Genomic DNA, 22892 nt, shown 5'->3' on the forward strand with positions numbered 1-22892 from the left:
GGCAGCAGCTTCTGGCCGCGGAACATCCACCGGAGGCTCTCCAGCGTAGATTGATTGTGGGAAGCGCTGTAACCTTGAGGCACCCCATGACTCTTATGTGCTGGAGGAACACCCTGTGCTCCTGAAATTTGCCAAGCAGATCCCGTCGTCCGAGATCACCTCGAAGGACGCCTATGAAAGCTTCAATGCAACCCGTCGCCGCTTCCTGGGCGGGGCCGTGGCCATGGGAGCCTCTGCGGCTGCCGGCGCGTTGCTGCCGGAGGCTGCCTTTGCGGCGCCCACGCAGACGCTCACCAAGCTCAACGTGGTGCAGACCAAGTACACGGTCAGTGACGCTACGACCCCTGAGCCCAAGGCGCAGAGCTACAACAATTTTTACGAGTTCGGCGAAGACAAGTCCGACCCGGCCAAGAATGCCTGGAAGATGCACGATCGCCCGTGGACGGTGAAGATCGAGGGCCTGGTCAAGCAGCCGCAGACGCTGGACATCGACAAGCTGCTCTCCTACCGCCCGCTCGAGCAGCGCGTGTACCGCTTCCGCTGCGTCGAGGCCTGGTCGATGGTGATTCCGTGGGATGGCTACCCGCTCTCCGAGCTCATCAAGTTTGTAAACCCGCTGCCCAGCGCGAAGTACGTCCAGTTCCTCACCGCGAAGGACTCCAAGACGATGGTGCTGCCGTTCGGGATCCAGTTTCCGTATTCCGAAGCGCTGCGCATGGACGAGGCGATGCACCCGTTGACGCTGCTGACCTTCGGCAGCTACGGCGAGACGCTGGCCAACCAGCAGGGCGCGCCGATCCGGGTGATCGTGCCGTGGAAGTATGGCTTCAAGGGCGCAAAGTCTATCGTGACGATTCGCTTCCTGGACAAGCAGCCGCACACCACCTGGAACGACATGAACTCGGAGGAGTACGGCTTCTACTCCAACGTGAATCCGAATCGCAGCCACCCGCGCTGGTCGCAGGCGCGTGAGCGTCTGCTGAACTCCAACTCCATCCTGCCAAAGATTCGCACTACCGACATGTTCAACGGCTACAGCGAAGTCGCAAGCCTGTACAACGGCATGGACCTGATGAAGAACTACTAGAGCCCGAGCGAGAGACCATGCCCACGAAAGCCGTTCCCTGGATCAAAGTGGTAGTCCACGTCCTGTTGCTGATTCCTGTCGCGCTGCTGTTCCGCGACTATCAGAGCGGAGCGCTGGCGAACCAGGCCGATCCGGTCAACTACATCACGCACCTCACCGGCGACTGGGCGCTATGGATCCTGCTGATGAGCCTCGCGGTGACGCCTGTGCGCCGCATCCATTCCTCGCTGGCGTGGCTCATTCGCCTGCGCCGCATGATCGGCCTGTATGCGTTCTTCTACGCCACGCTGCATCTCGCGACGTATGTCTTCCTCTTCTCCGGGTACGACACCGCGACCGCCATCGATGGGCTGCGCCATGGAAAGCTGGGGGAACCGTTCCACCAGTTCGCTCTGGCGTGGCCGGCGATCTGGGTGGACATCACCAAGCGGAAGTTCATCCAGGTAGGCTTCGCCGCGTGGGTGATTCTCCTGGCGCTGACGATCACCAGCCCGCAGCGCGTGCTGCGTTGGATGGGCGGCAAGAACTGGCAGCGCTTGCACAGGCTGGTCTATCTTGCGGGCATCGCGGCGGTCATCCACTACTGGTGGCTGGTCAAGACCGGGGTCACCCGGCCTCTGCCGGACACCCTCGTGCTGGCCCTTCTGCTGGGCATCCGCGTGGTCTTCGCGATTATGAAGCGGGTGCGCTCCGGACGTTCCGTTCCGGTGACTTCCGCCAGCGTTTAGTCAACTTGGGGCAACTTCGTCCACCGAAACTGGTCTAAGTTCGGTGATGAGGTTGAAGCCGATGTTCTGGGTCCCTGGGAATTTCACCGCGAAGATCGGGGTCGGTGCTCTAAGTGCCGCCCTTTGCGCAGGATGCGTCCTGCCGCTGTCCGCGCAGGACGCCGCCGCTGCGCCTGATGCGATGCAGCAGCGCGCCGCGAAGACCTTTGTGATGAAGGGCGCACCGCGGTCTGCGAAGAAACCCATGCCGGCGAAGCCTGCCGCATTGACCGCTCTGAATCCTCGTGAGCGCGTTGTGCAACTGCTGGATCGCTTTACCTTTGGCCCGCGTCCGGGCGAGGTGGATCGCGTGCTCGCGCAGGGGGAGGACGAGTGGGTCGCTCAGCAGCTCGATCCGAACTCCATCAAGGACGATGTGCTGTATCGCCACCTCGGTCCGTACCCGACCATCAACATGCAGGCGGCCCAGGCGCTCGAGGTCTACCCCGACCGCGCCCAGGTGGGCACTGTGGCTGATGGCAAAGGTCCGATGCCTACCGATCCGTTGCGTGCAGCGGTCTACGAGCTGCAGGTGGCCAAGCTCACGAAGGAGCGCGACCAGAAGAAGCTGCTCGACGCCAACGGCCAGCCCAAGGCTGAGCCCAGCGAGGAAGAGAAGGCCGCGCAGAAGAAGGCCGATCAGGCCACGGCTTCGCGTCTCTTCGGCGAGCTGATCGCGATGCCGAAGAACCAGCGCATGGATGCGGTCATCAAGATGCCGGTGGACGACCGCATCATCCTGACCAGCAACGGCAACCTCACCGGCGACCAGCGCAATATGCTCCTCGCGGACTTCAATCCCAAGGAGAAAGAGGCCTTCTACGCGATGAGCGGGCAGGTGAGCTCGTCGGGCAACATGGCCCGGGAGCTGGCCGAGGCGCGCGTGCTGCGCGACATCCTCACCGAGCGCCAGATGCAGCAGGTGATGTCCGACTTCTGGTTCAACCACTTCAACGTCTACGTCGGCAAGGACTCCGACCAGTGGTACACGACCAGCTATGAGCGCGATGTGATCCGCGCCCACGCGCTCGACACCTTTCCGAAGCTGCTGGTCGCGACGGCCACCTCGCCCGCGATGATGGTGTACCTCGATAACTGGCTTTCGATCGGGCCGGACTCGATCGCGAACGGTGTGAACCCCGCGAATCCGAAGTCGAAGAAGGGCAACAAGGGGCTGAACGAGAACTACGGCCGCGAGGTGATGGAGCTGCACACCGTCGGCGTGAACGGCGGATACACGCAGGCCGACGTGACGGCGCTCTCGGCGATCCTCACGGGGTGGGGTGTCGACAACGTGCAGAAGGGAAGTGGCTTTCTCTTCGATCCCAAACGGCACGAGCCAGGGCCCAAGGTGTGGTTTGGGTATGTGATCGACGACCACGGCAACGCGCATAAGCTCGCGCCGAATGAGAAGTACGCTTCGACCTTCGGGCAGGGAATGCCGCTGGAAGAGATCGCAACGGCGGACAGCATGAAGCAGGGCCTGACGGCGCTGAACATCCTTGCGATGAGCCCGCAGACCGCGCACTTTATCTCGACCAAGCTGGCGCAGTACTTTGTCGCCGACAATCCTCCCTCGGCGCTGGTCGACCGGCTCACTGCGACGTATCTCGCGAGCCAGGGCGACATCAAGACCCTGCTGCGCACCATCATCGCGTCGCCGGAGTTCAACTCGCGGCAGTACTTCCACAACAAGGTGAAGACGCCGGAGGAGTTTCTTGCTTCGGCCTTCCGCGCCACGGCGACGGACCCGCAGAATCCCGGGGCACTGGTCAACACCGTCCGCACCATGGGCATGCCGCTGTACTACGCTTTGCCGCCGACGGGTTACTACCTCACCGCAGATCAATGGATGAACACCACCGCGCTGGTCGATCGACTGAACTTCGCCTACCAGCTGACGAACGGCAAGTACGCGAACCAGAAGTTCGATGCACCCAACGTGCTTGCGATGGGTCTGCTGACGCCATCGAGCGCTGGTGAGTTCGCAGCCTATGGTGCAGGAAAGCCGTTGCCGGGAGCAGCACCCGCAGCCGCGAAGATCCTGCCGCCACCCGGCACTGCAAAGCTCGTCGGCCTGGTGGCTACGCCTTCGGGAACGAACGGATCGGCGTCGGCAGCCACCACCTCGACTTCGCCCATCTCGCCCGGAACGCAGGTGGCGATGCATGTTCTGGAAGCCACGATGATCGGTGCGCCGGTCAGCGCGCAGACCAACCAGCTCATCCAGCAGCAGCTGGTCTCGCAGCCCGCAAACGCGACACCCGCGGACACCCTGAATCTGCTCACGGCACTCGTTATGGGAGCGCCGGAGTTCCAGCTGCGCTAGGCAGAGCGGCTCAGCGACGCCCTCCTCCACGCGCCGGCCTCGGTGCGATCTTACGGATACGTTCGCGCGTCATCACCACGCGGCAACGCATGGGATTGGGGCCACGACCGCAGGTATCGTTGCGGGCCGCCTCCCAGGCCTCTTGCGAAGGATCACTGATCATCCGCGCCGTAGCGTTCGGGGCGAATGCCACCTGTTCAAGATAGGAGGCCGCGACCAGATCGTCGTCGGCTGCTTCGGCGTTGCTTTGGTCACAGTCCGCTGTTGGGCCGGTGGCGGGGCCGCTTGAGAGGCAGTAATCGTTATCGTGTATGAGAGGCAGCTTTTGGGGAGTATCTCCAATGAAGTAGAGGATGCTCACCGTGGGAAGTCCGTTGGCCTGCTCCCAATGCTCCAGGTCAACCTCGAATCCTGGCGGCAGCTCGCTGAGGGTGATTGACTCTCGTTTGATCTGCTTGCCGAAGACCGTCACCGTTGGCGTGGGCTCACCATTCGTCGGTTTGAAGAAGAACGCGCCGAGCATCACGCCGTCCTGCGTGTCTACCCAGAGTAGGATCTTCCCATCATGGCGCATCCACCCTTTCATGTTCGCTCCGGAGCCCGACAGCGAGATATAGCGGTTGTCACGCACCACCACGGGGTTAGAGGAACCTGAGAGGCTCATGTCCAGCGTGTCGGGCAAAGTGACATCGCGGCCGTAGTGGAACATCACATCCGGCGCGGCGGAATGCAGCAGCTTGTGCATCGCACGGTCGCCATAAATCTGACCCGAGGGAAGGCCATTGTCACCTAGCAGTGGAGCCAACTCCGCAGAGGGGAGCGCGTGGCGGAAGATGGCCGGATCGTATGGCGGCGGCGTGGGCAGCGCCTGGTGAGCCTCTGTGGCCGGGGCGATGACCTCGGCTGGCATTACGGGGGCCTGCTGCGTTCCGTGGAGGGCTGGGCTTTGGTTCGGTGTCTGTGCGTCCTGGCACCAGGCATGGGGGCTGAACCGAACGAAAGCGGCTAGGGCCAGCGTGAAGAGTCTAAGGCTGGCGGTGGTGCTGCGATGCGGCCACGGTACTGGCATCAGGGGAGCTCCAGAACACGAGATGAAGGCTTTCCGTTGCAAACACGCCGGTGCGGAACAGGACTCTCCACTAATGAAAATTATTTTTACCTATGCGGTCACACTGTCGAATAGATCTGTTGACTGGGTAGCGGGCTGCGGCTCGGCTGCAGCCATCAGCGTATAGAGCTCGATCCTGGGCTGGGCTTCGAAGATCGGGATCGTCTTCTCCGCCAGTGGTCCCTGGGAGGCGTGAGATCGAAGAGCAGCGATCTTGCGCTCAAAGACACTGCTGATATCCAGCGTCAGCGTCCACGGGGCAGGCAGAGGCCGTGCGCGGTCCGGCAGAAAGTAGTCCGTGGTGTGGTGGAAGAGCCGGTGCGCCTGCCACGGCGCACCAAGTTCGGGGAATCGCTTCACCGAGCCCGCCCAGTGAAACGCCGCGGTCGCTGCGGCCGAGGTGCTGGTGTGGTCCGGATGCGTATTGGCTGCGCCATCCATACCGAAGGTCAGCACCACATGCGGCTGGAAGCTACGGATGCGCCTGACGATGTCGGCGGCGATCCGGGACAGCGGCTCGTGTTCGAGCCGGCCGTCCTGATAGGCCAGTTGCTCGTGGCATGCGACGCCGAGGATACCGCAGGAGGCTGCGAACTCTTCGCTGCGGATGCGGGCGAGATCCGCGTTGGACGCGCCATCTTCGCGATGCCGCCCGGCCTGGCCATCCGTGAGGCAGAGGACCATGACCTCAACGTGGCGATCCGCCGCCAGTGCGAGTGCGCCCCCAAAGGCAAAGCACTCGTCGTCGGGATGGGCACACACGTTCAGCAGGCGAAGCGGCATGGATCTCCAGATGCGACAGTTGAGACACAGGATGCGGCACGGATCGCGTGCGGTGTGGCAGCCCTACTCTTCCAGCGGCTCGTCGAGAAAGAGGTCGCCCGACTCGACCACCAGTTCCAGGGTGGCGTTTCTGTCCGAGGCGGCTACGGGAGCGAAGCTGCGCCGATGCAGCGGCGTGGGGCCATGCTCGCGCAGCGCCTTGCGATGCTCGGGCGTGGCATAGCCCTTGTGGTTGGCGAGTCCATATTGCGGGTACCGCGCGTCCATATCTCGCACCAGGCCGTCTCGGTAGACCTTCGCAACCACCGAAGCCGCGGCGATCGACAGGCAAAGCGCGTCCCCGTAGTACAGCTTGGTCTGCGCGCAGGGGTGGTCGATCTGCATGGCGTCGAGAATGAGGTGGTCGGGCGCGGGGTTTAGCTGGTTCACCGCCTCCAGCATCGCGATGCGGGTCGCCTGGTAGATGTTGACGCGGTCGATGGTCTCCGCATCGATCTCAGCCACGCCGATAGCGATGGCCATCGACCGGATCTTCACGTCGAGCTTTTCGCGCTGGTCGCGGTCCAGCTGCTTGGAGTCGGTGAGCCCCATACGGCTGAGCGCGCCGACCTTCTCTGGCAGGATCACGGCGGCCGCCACAACCGGGCCGAACAGGGCGCCGCGGCCCACCTCGTCCACGCCGGCGATGACGCGGTAGCCGTGGTAGCGTAAGGCCTCCTCGGGCGCGTTCGAGCAAACCAGCTGGCGCAGCATCTTCTGCTTGGCCGTGGCCTTGGTAACGCCAGTCGGGATGGGGACTCGGAAGAGGGTACTCATACGGTTTGTTGGGGAACTTTGGACAAGCGGAGGAGGCCAGGCCCCTCAGCCCAAGTCTAGACCAGGCCGGTGTGCATGCAGCACGACCCCAAGCCGACACAGGGGGAGCATGAGACGGCCGCCCGGAGGCATTTGGTTTACGGTTTCAACACACCGGCGCGATATCCTTGCGCCGTCAGCGGACTTCGAAGCAGTTACCTGGCGGCAGCCTGCGGCCGGAAGTCCTGCGTCGGATGGTCCGCAGGGCCTGGGAGGCGAGATGCGTCGGCAGAATTTCGGTTGGGGAGTCGGGGTGGTGCCGTTGCTCGCGGCCTGGGGCATGATCGCGATGGCGCAGGGGCCAGCCTCGGCGCCAGGAGCTTCTGCGACGCCGCAGGTGTCGACTCCGGCGGCGGTGACGCCACCCACGTCGGCTGCTCCCGCTTCAACAGCCCAGCCATCGCCACAGGGAGATAAGCCGGCGGCCCCGGAGAAGAAGCACAAGGGCAAGGAACCGTATACCGGGCCCACCGAGGTCATTGTGCTGGCGCCGACTCCGATGCTGGACGACGACGGCAAGCAGCGGCTGGATCCGGACGGCAAGCCCATGTTCAACCCTCCGGTAGCCCAGCGACGCGACAAGAAAGGCCACCCCGAGTTCGACGAGAAGGGCAAGCCCGTCTTCCAGACCGCCGCCGACCTCGGCTACGACGAGAAGGGGCACAAGATCAAGGAGAAGAAGGAGAAGGAGCCCAGGAAGACGCCGGTCTCCATCTCCCGCGGTACGTTCACCGTGGATGGCGTTATCGGCAAAGCCGCGCTGAACTACGACATCGCCGATCTCAAGTACCTCTATTTTTACGTGCCGGGCGAGGGGACGGTCGTGGTCTCGAACGCTCCGTTCGCGGGAGCCCAGGAGCAGAAGGGCGCCTTCAACGATGCCTCGTTGAAGGTGAACGCGGACGGGCATGAGATGGAACTCGCCAGCGAAAAGCGGCTGCTTGGCAAGAAGCCCGAGAGCGCCTTCGTTCTGGTTGATCGCGACTTCAAGCTGCCGTCCAAGTTTCCGGTGGTCGGCTACGGAACGCTGCGCAAGCCACCCTACGCGTGGCCGGGCGCGAAGTTGAGTGAGGCTCTCAAGGGGCCGGTGCAGCCTCCTCCGATTCCCGAGGATCTGCGGCCCACGCTCGCCAGGCAGAAGTGCCCTGCAGGCCAGGTCCCCGGTCCGGCCAATGCCAAGGGGCTGACGCCGTGCGTCGCGGCTCCGAAGGCGGTGACTCCTGCGGCAGCTCCGGCTACGGCCACGCCCGGGGCGAACCCGGTCGCCGCCGCTCCACCGCCAGCCTAAGGGTTGAAGCGAATTTCCCTGCACAAGCAAAGAGGCGATCCCCGCGGGGATCGCCTCTCTTGTTCCGTATGTCGTACCGGCCGCTTGCGCGACTGGAGACTAAGCCTTGCGATCAACCTCGCGCAGACGGGCGGCCTTGCCGCGGAGACCACGCAGGTAGAAGAGCTTCGAACGCCGCACGCGGTAGCTGCGGACCTTCTCGACCTTATCGACGACCTTGGAGTTGTAAGGGAAGATGCGCTCGACACCCTGGCCGAAGCTCATCTTGCGAACGGTGAAGCAGCCCTGGGGGCCCTTCTTGCATGCGATGACCATGCCCTCGAATGCCTGCAGACGCTCCTTGTCACCTTCCTTGATCTTCACCTGCACGCGGACGGTGTCGCCCGGGGCGAATTCTGGGAGGTCGGTGCGCTGGAGCTTGTCAGCCAGCTTCTGCATGATGGGATGGATAGACATAGGGGAATTCCTTGCTTGAAGTCGCAGGCCTTAGTTTACAGCAATTCAAGTGCATTTGCGGTAGTTTTCCACCGATTTGTGGTACATCCCGATTTCAGGGACGAAACATCCGTTGCCTCAGAGCTGGTGCAAATACTGTTCCAGCCTACTCATCGAAAGCAAACTCGTTCCAGCCCAGACTTTCAAGATGCTTGCGGTCATCCTTGCTAAGCTCCGCGTTTTTTAGCAGATCCGGGCGATTGCTGAACGTTTTGGTGAGCGCAGCCTCGCGCCGATACTTCCGGATAACGAGGTGGTCGCCGTTCTGCAGCGGCGCCGGCACCTCGAGACCACGAAATTCCGCCGGCCGCGTGTAGTGCGGGTAGTCGAGGATGCCGCCGGCGCCATGCGTCGATCGGGGAACTCCGTCCTCGGTCTTGTGCTCCCCGGCATCGCCTTCGCCAAAGCTTTCAAAGCGGCTGGAGTCGGCATGGCCAAGCACGCCTGGGAGGAGCCGTGTGACGGCGTCCACGATCACGGCCGCTCCCAGTTCGCCACCCGACAGGACATAGTCGCCGATCGCCAACTCCTCGTCGCAAAACATCTCTACTACGCGCTCGTCGACACCTTCGTACCGCCCGGAGATCAGCACGATCCGGTCAAGCCCGGCCAGCTCACGGGCTTTTGCCTGGGTAAATCGACGGCCCTGGGCAGACAGGAGTACGACGCGCTCTCTGGAGGTGTCACGTTCATTTTTCGCGCCAAGGCCAAGACTCTCAAGGCATTCCGCTATGGGGCCTGGCTTGAGAACCATGCCCTCGCCGCCGCCGAAGGGGCGGTCGTCGACGGTGCGGTGGCGATCGTGTGTGAAGGCTCGCAGATCATGCACCGCGAGCTCTGCCGTACCCTCACGAAATGCGCGGGACACCACCCCGAAGGCGAACAGGCCTTTTCCGTCGGCAGGCGAGCCGAAGAACTCCGGAAAGATCGTGATGAGTTCGAAGCGCATGAGTCTGGTCGGATACAGGATGGAGGGCACGTCTAAACGGAGGCCAGGGATGAGGGATGCTGCGGCTAACCCTCGGCGCCGACCAGGCCGTCAGGGAGGTGCATCACAATTCGCCGCTGGTCGAGATCGACGGAGTCCAGCCACATACGGACGAACGGGATCAGCTCTGGTTCAGAAGTTGTTTGTTCTTCGCTGACTGCAGTCGATTCCTCGGGTGCCTCTTCCGGATCGCTGGAGGCGGTATCGGCCAGTTGTACGGCGAGAAATGGCGCCGCATCTTCCTGCCGTTTGCCGTCGGACCCGATCAGGTATTCGATCCCGATAACTTTGCCGACGAGTTCATCGCCGTCGAACAGTTCGCAGCCGACAAGGTCGCGGACGAAGTACGTGTCTTCCGCGAGTGGAGGAAGCTCAGACGCGGGAAGCATCAGTTCGTATCCCGAGAGTGCTTCGGCGTCGCTGATCGAATCCGATCCGGAGAGCTTCAGCACCCAGCGTCCGGCGTTGCGTCCGGTGGGCTCCCAGGAATCTTCCAGCTTGAGCGGAGAAGTTCCCTCGGAGGGTTCGGAAGCTCCCGGCTTCGCGAGCCAAAGCTCGCGACCCGGTGTTAGCAACACGGTTTGGTCGGTCAGGGGATCGGCGAGAAGCTCTCCGCGGCGTCCCTGAGGACGCATCAGACGTACTATCGCCACCCAGGACGCTACAGAAGGTTCCACGAATTGATGCCTGCGTTGCCGTCGGTTAGGCCAGAGCAATGTCCTTGTTGCGGTGTACCTCGGAAGTGATGTTCCGTGGCATTTTCATTGGAGAAAACGCCCATTGGAGCCGGTCCCCGAAGCTACACCCACAAGGAAATGCGTTAGTCCTCGTCATCTACGAAGGGACGACCGCCGGGGCGATCGACTTCGACGATGTCGAGGGCAAAGCGCCGCTTCAGCTTCATGCTGGCAGCGCTCAGGATGGTACGCAGGGACCGCGCCGTACGGCCCTGCTTGCCGATCACTTTGCCAATGTCTTCCGGTGCTACACGCAGCCGAATAACTGTTGAGTCAGTCTCGCTAAAGGTTTCCACGGACACGGCATCCACATTGTCCACGAGCGCACAGGCAATCTCTTTGATGAGAGCCCGCATCTCGGACGCTGCCGTTTCAAGATCCATGGGACTTGATGTCTCAGTCACTGATACACACCTCGGGTAAATCTCGGGTAGCGTTTCAAACCATCCCGGCCCTGCTTCTCGTGTACTACGAGCAGGTACCGCTGCCGTTTGGCATGAAGTGGTCTACCGATCCTGAACGATCCCGGTCAAATGATTCAAAGAAGCCAACAACTAACAACTGACGACTTTTCTCAACGGCGAGTCTACGTGAGGCGAAGCGGGGTTGGGGCAATGGTAACCAGAAACTTTAGGCACCGACAATTCTGAGTCAACAGCTACCCCAGTAACTATTACCAAAGTGGTAATGGTTAGCTGGCGGCAGGGGTCGCTTCAGCCGGCTGATACTTTGCCAGCAGCTTGCTAACGGTCTCAGAGAGCTGCGCGCCATTGGCAGTCCAGTAGTCGATACGGTCGCGCTTCAGAAGCACGCTGGCCGGTTCAGTGCGGGGGTTATAGGTTCCCACGACCTCGACCGAACGGCCATTGCGGGCGCGGTCCTTTTCGATTACAACGACGCGGTAGTGCGGCTGCTTGCGGGCGCCAACACGCGCCAGACGGATCATCAACACGGAGATATTCCTCTCAAGGTTCAAATCTGAAGTTTGTTCAGGAAGCTGGCCGTCTGGAATACATCGCAGTCTGCGACAGCTCAGTAGGGCAATGCGAGCCCGAACGCTTAAGTATCTCGAATTTTAGGCGACTCCGCAATGAGGTGGTTGCACCAAAATGCGACCTGGCGGAGGAAAACTCCCGAAAACATGCCCCGACACTCGTGTTTCGCCGGGCTACGACTCTTTTTGGGGCGGAAACAGGAACGTGAGCATCTGGTCGAACCTGTTCGCCCACGCGTCTTCGTTGTGCAATCCGCCAGGCACTTTCAGGTAACGAAGGTCGATGCCGTCGCGCCAGCCGCGGTCGATGAGCCTGCGGTGCAGCATGTCTGCATCGCGCACATGGCGCAGGCCTTCGTGGGTTCCTATGTCCAGCCACAACCGGGGATGCGGGTACTCCGGCGGAGGCGGCGCGAAGCGCGGCCGGATCTTTGAGGTCTTCAGCGGGGCGCGTTGCGCCAGCCACTCGAAGACGCTGCGGTTGTTCCACCACAAGCTTGGCGACATGACGGCGAGCCGTCCGAAGACGTCAGGGTGCTCAAGGCCGAGCGCGAGCGAGATAAGGCCGCCCAGAGACGATCCACCCAGGCCGGTGTTCTCGGGGCCGTCCTCGACGCGGAATCTGGAAGCGAGTGCGGGGCGAAGCTCCTCGACCAGGAGCTTGCCGTAAAGTTCTCCTTCGCCGCCGCCACGCATCGGGTCGCGCGTAGGCGTGTACTCCGACATTCGCCGAATGCCCGTGTTGTCCAGTCCGACAAGGATCACGGGACGGGTTCGGCCCTCGCGGGTCAGCCGGTCCGCAGTGCTGTGCGCGCGCCAGGTATGGCCGCGCAGATACGCTGTGCGAGGATCGAACAGGTTCTGACCGTCGTGCAGGTACAACACAGGGAAGCGACGTTCCGAGTCGTGGAGGTAGGCCTCTGGCAGATAGACGCGCACCAGCCGTTCATTGCGAAGGAACCTCGAGTTCAGGCGGAAGACCTGGTAGCGCGGGTTATCGTCGAGCTCGTTGTAATCAGCTTCGTTGCTGGGAGCCGGCTTTGGGTAGAGTGGGAGCAGGTCCACGGCCTCGGCAGGCTGGGCACCATCGGGAGCAAAGGCTCCTGGTTGGAGCGATGAGTCCTGCAGTGTTGAGTTCAACAGCGTCTTTGTGTCCCGTCCGGAGGTTCCAGTTGCACCGGCGGAGTCTGCGGTGCGGGTGGCGGATCGGATGCCTCCCCAACACGTACACAACCCTGCGGGCCTGTCAGGCCTCAGACTACCAGAGAGAGACCGTCAGCCGATGAAGCGCGACTACCACAAGTGGTACTCCCGGGACCTGGGACGGGACATGGAGATGCTCGTCATCGGGCACCACGGCCTGCCGGTGATCGTCTTCCCGACCTCGCAGGGGCGGTTCTTTGAGTTCGAAGATCGCGGCATGGTGGGCGCGGTTGCGGGCGAGATCGAAGCTGGCCGTCTGCAGCTTTTCTGCGTTGATTCGGTCGACGCGGAGAGCTGGTATAACCGCGGCGTGGGCCCGGACTGGAGAGCCGCTCGCCAGAACGACTACGAGCACTACATCCTGCATGACGTCGTGCCGCTGGTGCGGCAATTGAACCACTCACCGCACCTGGTCAGCCTGGGCTGCAGCTTCGGCGGCTACCACGCGGTGAACATCGCGCTGAAGCATCCGTTCCTGTTTACGGGCTTTCTCTCCATGAGTGGGGCGTTCGATCTGCGTGGCCTCGGTTTTCTAGGGCATCACTACGACGACAACGTGTACTTCAACCTTCCGCTGGACTACGTGCCGAACCTGCACGACCACCACCGGCTGGAGCGCATGCGGCACAACAACTACATCCTCGCGACTGGCGTGCATGACCAGTGCTGGAACGACAACGAGCGCATGGCGGCGGCGATGCGGCACAAGGCAATCCCCGTGCGGCTGGATGTGTGGGGAGACAATACCGGCCACGACTGGCCGTGGTGGCAGAGGATGGCGCAGGTGTATTTGTAGGGTTCTACGTAGTTCGTTCTACGTTGTACGGGACATCTTCTCTGCGGGCAGCCGTAGAACGTACAACTTAGAACGTTGAACGCAACGAGAATTCAAAGAAGGAGTGCTCCTTTGGCAAAGACGATCGGCGTGCTGTTCGGCATGGAGAATACCTTTCCCGGGGCGCTGGTGGAGCGCATCAACTCCATGAACATCGAAGGGGTTCGCGCGGAGTTCTGCGAGGTGGGCGGCGTGAAGATGGCCGAGCCCTCGAAGTACGCGGTCATCGTCGACCGCATCTCGCATGACATGCCGTTCTATCGGGCGTGGCTCAAGAACTGCGCGCTTACAGGTACGGAGATCATCAATAACCCCTTCTGGTGGTCTGCCGACGACAAGTTCTTCAACTACGCTTTGGCCGCAAGGCTCGGCGTGGCCGTGCCGCGCACCGTCCTGCTGCCGCATAAGCAGTTTCCGCCCGACATCACCGAGCGTAGCGTGCGCAACCTGCAGTTTCCGCTCGACTGGGATGGCGTCTTCGACTACGTGAAGTTCCCGGCCTTCCTCAAGCCGCATGATGGCGGCGGCTGGCGCGACGTCTTTCATGTCCACGATCGCGAGGAGTTCTTCTGCGCCTACGACCAGAGCCGCGATCTTGCCATGACGCTGCAGGCGGCGGTGAACTTCAAGGAGTACTTCCGCTGCTACGTCGTTGGGCAGCAGGACGTGCGCATCATGCCGTACGACCCGCGGCAGCCGCACCACCTGCGCTACGTGCAGAACCCTCCGCCCTATGACCCGAAGCTGATCAAGCGGGTGGAGCGCGATGCGCTGAAGCTGTGCCGCGCCCTGGGCTATGACCTGAACACAGTCGAGTTCGCCGTCGAGAACGGCATCCCGTATGCCATCGACTTTATGAACCCTGCACCCGATGCCGATCGCGTCTCGGTGGGCGAAGAGAACTTTGAGTGGATCGTAGACAAGGTCGCGAAGCTGGCCATCAAGCGCGCGCAGAAGCCGTCGGGCGCGATGAATGAGCTGCGCTGGGCTGGCTTCCTCAAGGGTGAGCGGGGGCCAGCTCCGGTGGCGCCTGCGCCGAAGAAGGCTGCCAAGAAGATCGCCAAGAAGGTGTCGAAGAAGGCTGCAAAGAATGCTTCGTAGGTATAGTTGCCACATCTGAGGTGGGCTGCGCATGCGACCAAGCTTTACGCTCGGCATTGAAGAGGAGTACCAGACCATCGATCCGGTGACGCGCGACCTTCGGTCGCATGTTGCGACGGAGATGCTGGAGCACGGCAAGCTGCAGCTGCAGGAGCGCGTCAAGGCTGAGATGCATCAGTCGGTGGTCGAGGTGGGCACGCGCGTCTGCCACAACATCGAAGAGGCGCGCGAGGACCTGTACGACCTGCGGCGCAGCATGATTCGCCTGGCGGAGGAGCATGGCCTTGTCCTCGTCGCCGGGGCGACGCATCCGTTCGCCGACTGGAGGCAGCAGGAGATCTATCCTGATCCGCGCTATGCCAAGGTGGTGGAGGATCTGCAGCTGGTGGCGCGCTCCAACCTCATCTTTGGCCTGCACGTGCATGTGGGCATCGAGGACAAGGAGTCGGCCATCCGGGTGATGAACTCGATGCGCTACTTCCTGCCACACATCCTCGCGCTCAGCACCAACTCGCCCTTCTGGCTGGGCATGGAGACGGGCTACAAGAGCTATCGCGCCAAGGTCTTCGAGAACTTTCCGCGCACGAATATCCCGGACGAGTTTGCGACGTACTCGGAGTTTGAAGCGTATGTGAATCTGCTGATCAAGACCAACACCATCGACAACGCGAAGAAGATCTGGTGGGACATCCGTCCGCATCCGTACTTCAGCACCATTGAGGTTCGCATCTGCGATATCCCGCTGCGGGCGGAGGAGTCGATCGCCATCGCCGCGCTGATCCAGGCGACGGCCTGCACGCTATGGAAGCTGCATGCGCGCAACATGGACTTCCGCCGCTACTCCCGCGCGCTGCTGATGGAGAACAAGTTCCGGGCGGTGCGCTATGGGCTCGAGGGAAAGCTGATCGACTTCGGCAAGCAATTGGAGGTGCCGGAGCACGACCTCATCCATGAGTACCTGGCGTTTGTCGAAGATGCCGTCGATGAACTGGGGTCGCGCGAGGCCATCAACTACATCCGCCAGATGCTCCGTCAGGGCTCGGGCGCGGACCGGCAGCTGAAGGTCTGGCGGGAGACCGGAGACCTGAAAAAAGTCGTCGATTTCATGGCGGAGGAGACACGCGCGGGCCTCTGACCGGCGCTGTCTCCTTTTGCTGCACAGACTTACGCGATTCGCCTGCAAATCCGGCAATTTCGATCCCCCCATTCGCATTTTTGCGGGACAATGAATAGGGGATGAATCGATGAAGAATGCCGGAGTCTTCGCCTTGGATGCTGCGAACAGCGAACCACTGACAATCAACGAGCCGATTGAGGCGGTTTCGGTGCCCGCCGCGCGAATGGGGCAGCACCTGCTCGCGCTCGCGTTCCCTGAGGCTTTCCGCGAGGGCGCGCGCAATGCCGTCGTCACCTGCCTGCGCGTTCAGCCCTCCGAGAAGGTCACGCTCATCGCTGACAACTCCACCATCGAGATCGCCGCCGCGCTGGCGACCGAGCTCGAGGCGGTCGGCTGTGTGTGGAATGCGTTTGTCCTCGAAGAGCTTGCGCCGCGTCCCGTGAAGGACATGCCCGCGCCGGTGCTTGCGGACATGGAGAGCTCGCAGGTCAGCATCTTCGCTGTGCAGGTGCAGCCCAATGAACTGGGCAGCCGCATGCAGATGACCGACGTCGTGAACCGCCGTCACATGCGCCACGCGCACATGGTCAACATCACCCCCCAGGTGATGGTGGAGGGCATGCGCGCGGACTTCAACAAAGTCGACCGGCTGAGCCAGAAGGTACTGGATAAGGTCCGCGAGGCCACCTATGTGCGCGCGACCACGCCCGCAGGTACGGATATTCGCGCCGAGCTCAACCCGGACTACAAGTGGTTCAAGACCTCGGGCATCATCTCGACCGAAAAGTGGGGAAACCTGCCCGGCGGTGAGTGCTTTACGTCGCCCGGTGAGGTGAACGGCCGATTCGTCGTCGATGGCGTCGTGGGAGACTTCCTCTGCGCGCGCTACGGCCTGCTGCAGGCCACGCCGCTGACCATCGAGATTTCGGAGAACCGCATCGTCTCCATCGCGTGCGAGAACAAGGACCTGGAGCGCGAGTTCTGGGCCTACACGCACACGGATGAGAATTCGGACCGCGTGGGCGAGTTCGCCATCGGCACCAACATCGGCGTGAAGCAGGTGATCGGGAACATCCTGCAGGACGAGAAGTTCCCGGGCATCCACATCGCATTTGGCGATCCCTACGGAAACCACACCGGCGCGCCGTGGAAGTCGACGACGCACATCGACGTCGTAGGGTTGGGCTTCAATATCTGGCTCGGTGGGCCGAATGGCGAAGAGCAGATCATGCGCGACGGGACATTCCTGATCGAGTCATGAAGCGCTCGAAGCTCGTAACCCGAAGCTCAAAGCTCGATCATCCATCTTCGATCTGTTGAGCGTTGAGGTCTTCAGGTGTCGAGCTGCGAGGAGAGACCCTGTAGGATGGGCGTGAGCTGTTCAGGATCTGCCCATGCTTGAGCCGTACCGCAGTGACTTCAATGCGCGCTTCACGGAAGCCAGGTATCGCGAGCTGACCGCTCGCCTGAGCGCTGAGACTGGAACGGAGATCGAGTTCCGCATCGCCGAGACCCCGTGCTTCTTTGCCGATGAGCTGATGCAGCGCATGGTCACGGCGGGCATCGAGCTCACAGAGCAGCTCCTCGGCAACGAAGCGTACATGCAGGCCAGCCGTGCGGCGATTCCGGAGGCCTTTCATGTGCCCGGGCAGAACGCGCATCCCCACTTCATGACGGTCGACTTTGGCCTGGTTCGCAATGCCGCAGGCGAACTCGAACCGAAGCTCGTAGAGATGCAGGCGTTCCCTTCGATCTTCGGGTACCAGCCGGCTCTGGCGAAGGCCTACATCGAGGTCTTCGGGCTCGAGCCCTCGCTCCAGTACCTCTTCGGCGGCCTGGATGACGCTGGCTATTGGAAGATCCTGCGCGAGGTCATTGTCGCCGCGCATGACCCGAAGAACGTGGTGCTGATGGAGGTCGAGCCGGAGACGCAGAAGACGCTGCCGGACTTCCTGATGCACGCGAAGCACCTCGGCATCCGCATCGTCGACGTGGCGAAGGTGGTGAAGCAGGGCCGCAAGCTGCTCTATCGCGACGAGGCGACAGGCGAGCTTGTGCCCATCTATCGCATCTACAACCGCGTCATCGTCGATGAGCTGGAGCGGAAGGGAATCGAGCTGCCCTTCGACTATCGCGATGAGCTTGATGTTGAGTGGGCCGGGCATCCCAACTGGTACTTCCAGATCAGCAAGTTCTCGATCCCTCATCTGCGGCACCCGACGGTGCCGGCTGCGGTCTTCCTCGACGAGTGGTTTGCGGGCCAAGGCCACGACCGCCTGCCCGCCGATCGCAGCCAGTGGGTCTTCAAGCCGCTGTACTCCTTTGCCGGGAAGGGCATCCAGTTCGGGCCCAGCGATGAAGATCTTGCCGCGATTCCCACAAGTGAGCGCCAGAACTATCTCCTGCAGGAGCGGGTCCATTTTGAACCTGTCATCCAGACGCCGGAGGGGCCAACGCAGGCTGAGATTCGGATCCTTTACGCGTGGCCGGAGGGTAAGTCCATGATTCCAATGACCAGCCTCGTCCGGATGGGACGTGGCCTCATGATGGGAGTCGACTACAACCGGGACCGGACGTGGGTGGGGGGATCGGCGGGGCTACGTCCCCCAATCTAGTCATTTCGCACGGGCCATGCTCGCGTAAAATTCACACCATACCGGGCCAAGCGATATCACCCGGTCGAGGGAAGCTGTGCCGACTTCTGCTAACGCGGTGAACATCGATCCTGTGCGCACGGCTGTGCGCTTCCCGCTGCATCTGGAGATCGTCCTCAAGACGCCCGACCGCGAATACGTGGCGGTGACCGAGGATGTGTCTGCAAACGGCGTACTGTTCTGCGCCGATGAGCTTCCGGCTGTGGGCGAACGCGTTGAGTTCAAGCTGATGATGCCGTCCACGATCATGGGCGGAGCTGAGGATGTGGCACTGCATTGCAAGGGCCGGATCGTGCGGCACATCCCGGAGAAGAAGATGGCCGCCGCGGTCATCGACGAGTACTCCCTAAAGGCTGAACACGCATGAACATCGAAGGCGCCAACGGATTCGAGGACGGAACCTTAGCGGTCGATGCGCGACCCGGTATCCGCGTGATCCTTGCGGACTCGCAGGCGATCTATCGCGTGGGCATGCGCAAGGTCTTCGCGCTGGAAGATGACATCCGCGTCGTGGCCCAGGCAGAGACGCTGGAGAACATGTTTGCTGCCCTGCAGCGTTATCCCACCGACGTTGTCGTGCTGGAGGGTGCGCTGATCATGGGCGTTCCTGACGCCCTGAATAACTTCCAGCGGCGCGCTCCGGAGGCGAAGTTTATCGTTCAGGTCGCCGAGAGCGACGAGAGCGGCACCGTGGAGTTGTACCGCAAGGGCGTGCGTGGCGTCGTGCCCCGCTCCATCTCCCCGGACCTGCTGATCAAGTGTGTGCGCAAGATCGCGGCTGGCGAGACGTGGATCGACAACCAGTCGATCGGCTGGGTCATTGAAGCCTACCGCGCGCAGGCTTCGGCTGCGACGGATCCCAACAAGGCTCCGCGGCTCTCCGAGAAGGAACTCGCCATCATTGCGTGCATCACACGCGGTATGCGCAACAAGGAGATCGCCTATCAGATCGGCACGACCGAGCAGGTGATCAAGAACTACCTGCGCAAGGTGTACGACAAGCTTGGCGTCAGTGATCGCCTGGAGCTTGCCCTCTATTGCCTGCACCACAAGATCCTTCAGAACGATCACGAAGAGATGCCGGTCCCGGCGATGGCCGGAAGCCAGCCGATGCGCGCCAAGTTCTAAAGGCTGTGCGCATCGTTCGCGCGGGAGCTTGCCTTTGGTCTTGCATGCCAGCGCTTCGAATGTAGACTGTTGGCTTGAGCCTCCAGTCGAACTCTCCCACCGCTCCAGGTAGCCCTGCGCCGCGTCACTCGGTCTTTGCTCCGTTTCGCGCGCTCACGTCGATGCAGCGTCGCGTCTTCAGTGCCTGTTTCCTCGGCTGGACGCTGGATGCGCTCGACTTCTTCATCCTCACCTTCTGCCTCGACCAGATCGGCACCACCTTCCACATCGGTCTCGAGACTGTGGCAGAGAGCCTCTTCTGGACGCTGGCGATGCGTCCGGTCGGGGCCCTGCTCTTTGGTCTGCTCGCGGAGCGTATCGGCCGCAAACCGACGTTGATGATCAACGTGGCATGTTTCGCGATCTTCGAGTTGGCCAGCGCCTTCTCACCCACCTGGCCTATCTTCCTGGTCTGCCGCGCCCTGTTCGGCGTCGCTATGGGCGGCGAGTGGGGCGTGGGTGCAGCGCTGGCGCTGGAGTCTCTCCCCAAGGAGGGCCGCGGATTCTTCTCCGGCCTGCTGCAGGAAGGCTACGTGACCGGCAACATGCTGGCGGCCGCGCTCAGCGGCATCTTCGCCGTCGCGGTGGCGCACCTCGGGCTTACAGGCTTCGCGGCGGGCTGGCGCATGCTCTTCGTCATCGGCGCGTGCCTCACGCTGCTGGTCCTGGCGCTGCTGGCCACCGTGGACGAGTCCCCGGCATGGATTGCGGGTCGCGCCGCGAAGCTGGCTAAGCCTCCCGTCGCGCTTGGGCTGAAGCTGGCGAGCAACATCAGCCAGATGACCCGCTTCGCGCCGACCTTCCTGTTCCTCACGCTGATGATGTTTGCCTTCACCTCGTTCAGCCACGGCACACAGGATCTGTATCCCAAGTTCCTGAAGCACGACTACCATCTGTCTGCGCCGGTGATCTCGCTGGTCGCCATGACCGGCAACCTTGGCGCGCTGCTGGGCGGTATGACCTGCGGCACATTGTCAGAGCGCATCGGCCGTCGCAAGACCATCATGTTTGCCGCGTTGCTGGCCATCCCGATGATTCCGCTCTGGGCGTTTTCGCACACCGCCGTGATGCTCGCCGCTGGCGGCTTCCTGATGCAGTTCATGGTGCAGGGCGCGTGGGGCGTGATCCCGGTGCACCTCAACGAGCTTTCGCCTGGGCCTGTGCGGGCGATTCTTCCCGGCGTGGCCTATCAGCTCGGCAACCTGCTCTCGTCGCGCAATGGCGTCTTCCAGTCCCGAGCGACGGAACATCTCTTCCACGGCCACATGGCGCCGGCGCTGGGCTGGACGGTCCTGATCGTCGGTCTGCTGGTTGCCTTGATAACGTCTCTCGGCCCCGAGGCCAAGGGCGTGGACATGTCCAGTAACGCAGCTGCCTAGTTGTTGCGGTGCACGCGGCACGTCTTCAATCCGGTCTGTAATCCGGGACGCGCCGCGTTGCCATATCAGGCGAATCCCTTTACCCTTGTTGCATGCGAGCTTTCCGCACAACGGTCTGTTGTCCCAGCGCTGGCGCCTCTGCGTCGGCTGCGGCACGCTGGTAGCGCGCGCATAGCCTGGCACGGACCGCCCACGATTGCGACTGCAACGTGGGTTTTTTGCTTTCCGCCCTCAACTCAACCCCCAACCCGGAGAAGATAGTTTCGTGAGCGACGCCACCCAACCCACCGTTCCTGCTGTGAAGGAGACCAAGGCCCAGAAGTCCGAGCGTCTCAAGCTCGAGAAGAACCCCTGGGACAACTGGGACGAGGTGCGCAAGTTCGCCGAGGAGGGCCGTACGAGTGTGCTGCCAAGCTGGGCAGGTCTCTACTTCAAGTGGTGGGGCGTTTACACGCAGGGCGATGGCCTGGGCGTGACCGGCGGCAAGGACGGCGAAGGCAAGGTTTCCGACTACTTCATGATGCGCATCGCCGTTCCCAACGGCCAGCTGACGAGCGCGCAGACCCACACGATTGCCGACCTGACGGCGAAGTACGCCAACAACCTCGCCGACATCACCACGCGGCAGTGCATCCAGCTCCATTGGCTCACCATCGCGGGCCTTGTCGAGGTCATCGACGCGCTGCAGAAGGTAGGCCTCACGCCCAAGGGTGCCTGTGGCGACGTCGTCCGCAACGTGACTGGCTGCCCACTCGCGGGGCTCGACTCCCATCAGCTGCTGGATGCTTCGCCCCTCGCGCATGAGATCGCCGAGACGCTGATGGGCAACGGCGAGTTCTACAACCTGCCACGCAAGTTCAAGATCACCGTGACTGGCTGCCCGGTGTGGTGCAGCTATCCCGAGATCAACGACGTTGGCCTGACCGCCGTGAAGCGGACGAACTCCGATGGCGGAGAGGAGATCGGCTACTCGCTGCGCGTCGGCGGAGGCCTTTCCAGCGAGCCGCACATTGCGGTCCGGCTGGATGCCTTCATCCCGCAGGACAAGGCCTTCGATGTGGTGCGCACGATCTGCGAGATCTTCAAGGATCAAACCGCGCTGCGCGAGAGCCGCACCCGCGCCCGCATCAAGTACCTCTTCATGAAGCATGGCTGGACCGCTGAGTCCATGCTCGCAGCCATCGAAGAGCGCCTCGGCTACAAGTTCGAGCCGCATCCGGAAGGGCCGGTCTCGGGCGACCAGTTCCGCGACCACATGGGCGTCTCGCCACAGCTTCAGGCTGGCCTCAGCGCTCTTGGCGTCACCGTCATCAACGGCCGCTTGAACCCCACGCAGCTGCATGGCGTGGCGGACCTGGCGAGCGAGTACGGCTCGGGCCACGTGCGCACCACCATCGGCCAGAACCTGCTCATCGTCAACGTACCCAACGCAAAGGTCGCAGAGCTCGCGGAGAAAGTTACCGCGCTCGGCCTTTCGGTTGAGCCGACCGTGTTCTTCCGTGGCGCTGTGGCCTGCACCGGCACCGAGTTCTGCAAGCTCGCCATCTCGGAGACCAAGGCCTTCAATAAGTGGCTCGTCGGCGAACTTGAAGAGCGGCTGCCGCAGTTCGATCAGCAGCTGCGCATGCACGTTACGGGCTGCACCAACTCCTGCGGCCAGTCGTGGATCGCTGACCTCGGCCTCGAAGGCAAGAAGATCAAGAAGGACGGCAAGCTGGTCGACGCCTTCTACTTCTGCGTGGGCGGCGCGGTGGGATCGGAATACGCGGGCATCGCGCGACAGATCGGCTTCCGTGCGGCTGCGGAGGATTGCCCGGATGCCATCGAGCGCCTGTTGCGAGGCTACCTCGCGCAGCGCACGCCCGAGGAATCGCTGCGGTCGTTCTTCCGCCGCACCAGCGATGAAGACCTGCGCACACTGCTGAACGGTGTGACCACCGAGGCTGTCGAGCGCGATCCTGCGCCCGGCCACGTGCCCGCGAACGTAAGCTAGGTGGCGTTGCCC

General features: G+C 62.4%; 22 protein-coding genes. 13 read left to right on the plus strand and 9 right to left on the minus strand.

Annotation, left to right across the window (positions count from 1 at the left end; translation table 11 throughout):
• Window positions 1-115: 115 nt before the first annotated feature.
• From msrP to C4S68_RS02390, 3 genes are all read left to right on the plus strand, one after another.
• On the plus strand, window positions 116-1087 hold the full coding sequence (gene msrP, locus C4S68_RS02380; protein ID WP_200821452.1) for a protein-methionine-sulfoxide reductase catalytic subunit MsrP: 972 nt from the start codon (window positions 116-118) through the stop codon (window positions 1085-1087).
• Window positions 1088-1104: 17 nt separating this feature from the next.
• The gene (locus C4S68_RS02385; RefSeq protein WP_103931407.1) at window positions 1105-1815 is read left to right on the plus strand and encodes a protein-methionine-sulfoxide reductase heme-binding subunit MsrQ; all 711 of its coding nucleotides are present in this window, start codon (window positions 1105-1107) and stop codon (window positions 1813-1815) included.
• Window positions 1816-1876: 61 nt separating this feature from the next.
• Window positions 1877-4183 (plus strand): DUF1800 domain-containing protein, encoded by a 2307-nt coding sequence (locus C4S68_RS02390; RefSeq protein ID WP_235011296.1) that lies wholly within the window; start codon window positions 1877-1879, stop codon window positions 4181-4183.
• 10 nt (window positions 4184-4193) lie between these two features.
• Here the strand turns inward: C4S68_RS02390 and C4S68_RS02395 are convergent, their stop codons facing one another.
• The 3 genes from C4S68_RS02395 to C4S68_RS02405 form a co-directional block, all read right to left on the minus strand.
• Window positions 4194-5093, minus strand: a complete 900-nt coding sequence (locus tag C4S68_RS02395) for a DUF1311 domain-containing protein (protein ID WP_103931408.1) — start codon at window positions 5091-5093, stop codon at window positions 4194-4196.
• Between the two features lie 249 nt (window positions 5094-5342).
• Window positions 5343-6074, minus strand: a complete 732-nt coding sequence (locus tag C4S68_RS02400) for a PIG-L deacetylase family protein (RefSeq protein WP_103931409.1) — start codon at window positions 6072-6074, stop codon at window positions 5343-5345.
• Between the two features lie 63 nt (window positions 6075-6137).
• Window positions 6138-6890, minus strand: coding sequence for a ribonuclease HII (locus C4S68_RS02405; protein ID WP_103931410.1), 753 nt, complete (start codon window positions 6888-6890; stop codon window positions 6138-6140).
• Window positions 6891-7149: 259 nt separating this feature from the next.
• Here C4S68_RS02405 and C4S68_RS02410 point away from each other — a divergent pair, with 259 nt between their 5' ends.
• Window positions 7150-8217 (plus strand): hypothetical protein, encoded by a 1068-nt coding sequence (locus C4S68_RS02410; protein WP_103931411.1) that lies wholly within the window; start codon window positions 7150-7152, stop codon window positions 8215-8217.
• Window positions 8218-8316: 99 nt separating this feature from the next.
• Here the strand turns inward: C4S68_RS02410 and rplS are convergent, their stop codons facing one another.
• From rplS to C4S68_RS02440, 6 genes are all read right to left on the minus strand, one after another.
• Window positions 8317-8673, minus strand: coding sequence for a 50S ribosomal protein L19 (gene rplS / locus C4S68_RS02415; RefSeq protein WP_103931412.1), 357 nt, complete (start codon window positions 8671-8673; stop codon window positions 8317-8319).
• A gap of 145 nt (window positions 8674-8818) precedes the next feature.
• Window positions 8819-9661, minus strand: a complete 843-nt coding sequence (trmD, locus tag C4S68_RS02420) for a tRNA (guanosine(37)-N1)-methyltransferase TrmD (protein WP_103931413.1) — start codon at window positions 9659-9661, stop codon at window positions 8819-8821.
• 65 nt (window positions 9662-9726) lie between these two features.
• Window positions 9727-10335, minus strand: coding sequence for a ribosome maturation factor RimM (locus C4S68_RS02425; protein ID WP_103931414.1), 609 nt, complete (start codon window positions 10333-10335; stop codon window positions 9727-9729).
• A gap of 185 nt (window positions 10336-10520) precedes the next feature.
• Window positions 10521-10820 carry a KH domain-containing protein gene (locus C4S68_RS02430; protein WP_200821453.1) on the minus strand — a complete coding sequence of 100 codons (300 nt, stop codon included), beginning with the start codon at window positions 10818-10820 and terminating at the stop codon, window positions 10521-10523.
• 308 nt (window positions 10821-11128) lie between these two features.
• Window positions 11129-11383: a 30S ribosomal protein S16 gene (rpsP, locus tag C4S68_RS02435; protein WP_103931415.1), complete on the minus strand. Its 255-nt coding sequence runs from the start codon at window positions 11381-11383 to the stop codon at window positions 11129-11131.
• A gap of 222 nt (window positions 11384-11605) precedes the next feature.
• Window positions 11606-12571 carry an alpha/beta hydrolase gene (locus C4S68_RS02440; RefSeq protein WP_235011297.1) on the minus strand — a complete coding sequence of 322 codons (966 nt, stop codon included), beginning with the start codon at window positions 12569-12571 and terminating at the stop codon, window positions 11606-11608.
• 142 nt (window positions 12572-12713) lie between these two features.
• Here C4S68_RS02440 and C4S68_RS02445 point away from each other — a divergent pair, with 142 nt between their 5' ends.
• The 9 genes from C4S68_RS02445 to C4S68_RS02490 all read left to right on the plus strand — a co-directional run bounded on the left by C4S68_RS02445 (window position 12714) and on the right by C4S68_RS02490 (window position 22880).
• Window positions 12714-13430 carry an esterase family protein gene (locus tag C4S68_RS02445; RefSeq protein WP_103931416.1) on the plus strand — a complete coding sequence of 239 codons (717 nt, stop codon included), beginning with the start codon at window positions 12714-12716 and terminating at the stop codon, window positions 13428-13430.
• A 111-nt stretch (window positions 13431-13541) separates the two neighbouring features.
• Window positions 13542-14570 (plus strand): ATP-grasp domain-containing protein, encoded by a 1029-nt coding sequence (locus tag C4S68_RS02450; protein WP_327333253.1) that lies wholly within the window; start codon window positions 13542-13544, stop codon window positions 14568-14570.
• 31 nt (window positions 14571-14601) lie between these two features.
• Window positions 14602-15705, plus strand: coding sequence for a carboxylate-amine ligase (locus C4S68_RS02455; protein ID WP_103931417.1), 1104 nt, complete (start codon window positions 14602-14604; stop codon window positions 15703-15705).
• Window positions 15706-15910: 205 nt separating this feature from the next.
• A complete protein-coding gene (locus C4S68_RS02460; RefSeq protein ID WP_103932136.1) occupies window positions 15911-16948 on the plus strand; it encodes an aminopeptidase in 1038 nt (345 codons plus the stop codon).
• Window positions 16949-17081: 133 nt separating this feature from the next.
• A complete protein-coding gene (locus tag C4S68_RS02465; RefSeq protein ID WP_103931418.1) occupies window positions 17082-18302 on the plus strand; it encodes a hypothetical protein in 1221 nt (406 codons plus the stop codon).
• A gap of 76 nt (window positions 18303-18378) precedes the next feature.
• Window positions 18379-18708, plus strand: coding sequence for a PilZ domain-containing protein (locus tag C4S68_RS02470; protein ID WP_200821454.1), 330 nt, complete (start codon window positions 18379-18381; stop codon window positions 18706-18708).
• The gene (locus C4S68_RS02475; protein ID WP_103931420.1) at window positions 18705-19469 is read left to right on the plus strand and encodes a response regulator transcription factor; all 765 of its coding nucleotides are present in this window, start codon (window positions 18705-18707) and stop codon (window positions 19467-19469) included. The genes C4S68_RS02470 and C4S68_RS02475 overlap by 4 nt, the downstream gene beginning before the upstream one ends.
• A gap of 74 nt (window positions 19470-19543) precedes the next feature.
• Complete coding sequence (locus tag C4S68_RS02480) at window positions 19544-20887, plus strand: MFS transporter (protein ID WP_235011298.1); 1344 nt, start codon at window positions 19544-19546, stop codon at window positions 20885-20887.
• 265 nt (window positions 20888-21152) lie between these two features.
• Window positions 21153-22880, plus strand: a complete 1728-nt coding sequence (locus C4S68_RS02490; protein WP_103931422.1) for a nitrite/sulfite reductase — start codon at window positions 21153-21155, stop codon at window positions 22878-22880.
• Window positions 22881-22892: the final 12 nt, after the last annotated feature.

Origin of the sequence: Bryocella elongata (assembly GCF_900108185.1) — a bacterium.
Taxonomy (GTDB): Bacteria; Acidobacteriota; Terriglobia; order Terriglobales; family Acidobacteriaceae; genus Granulicella; species Granulicella elongata.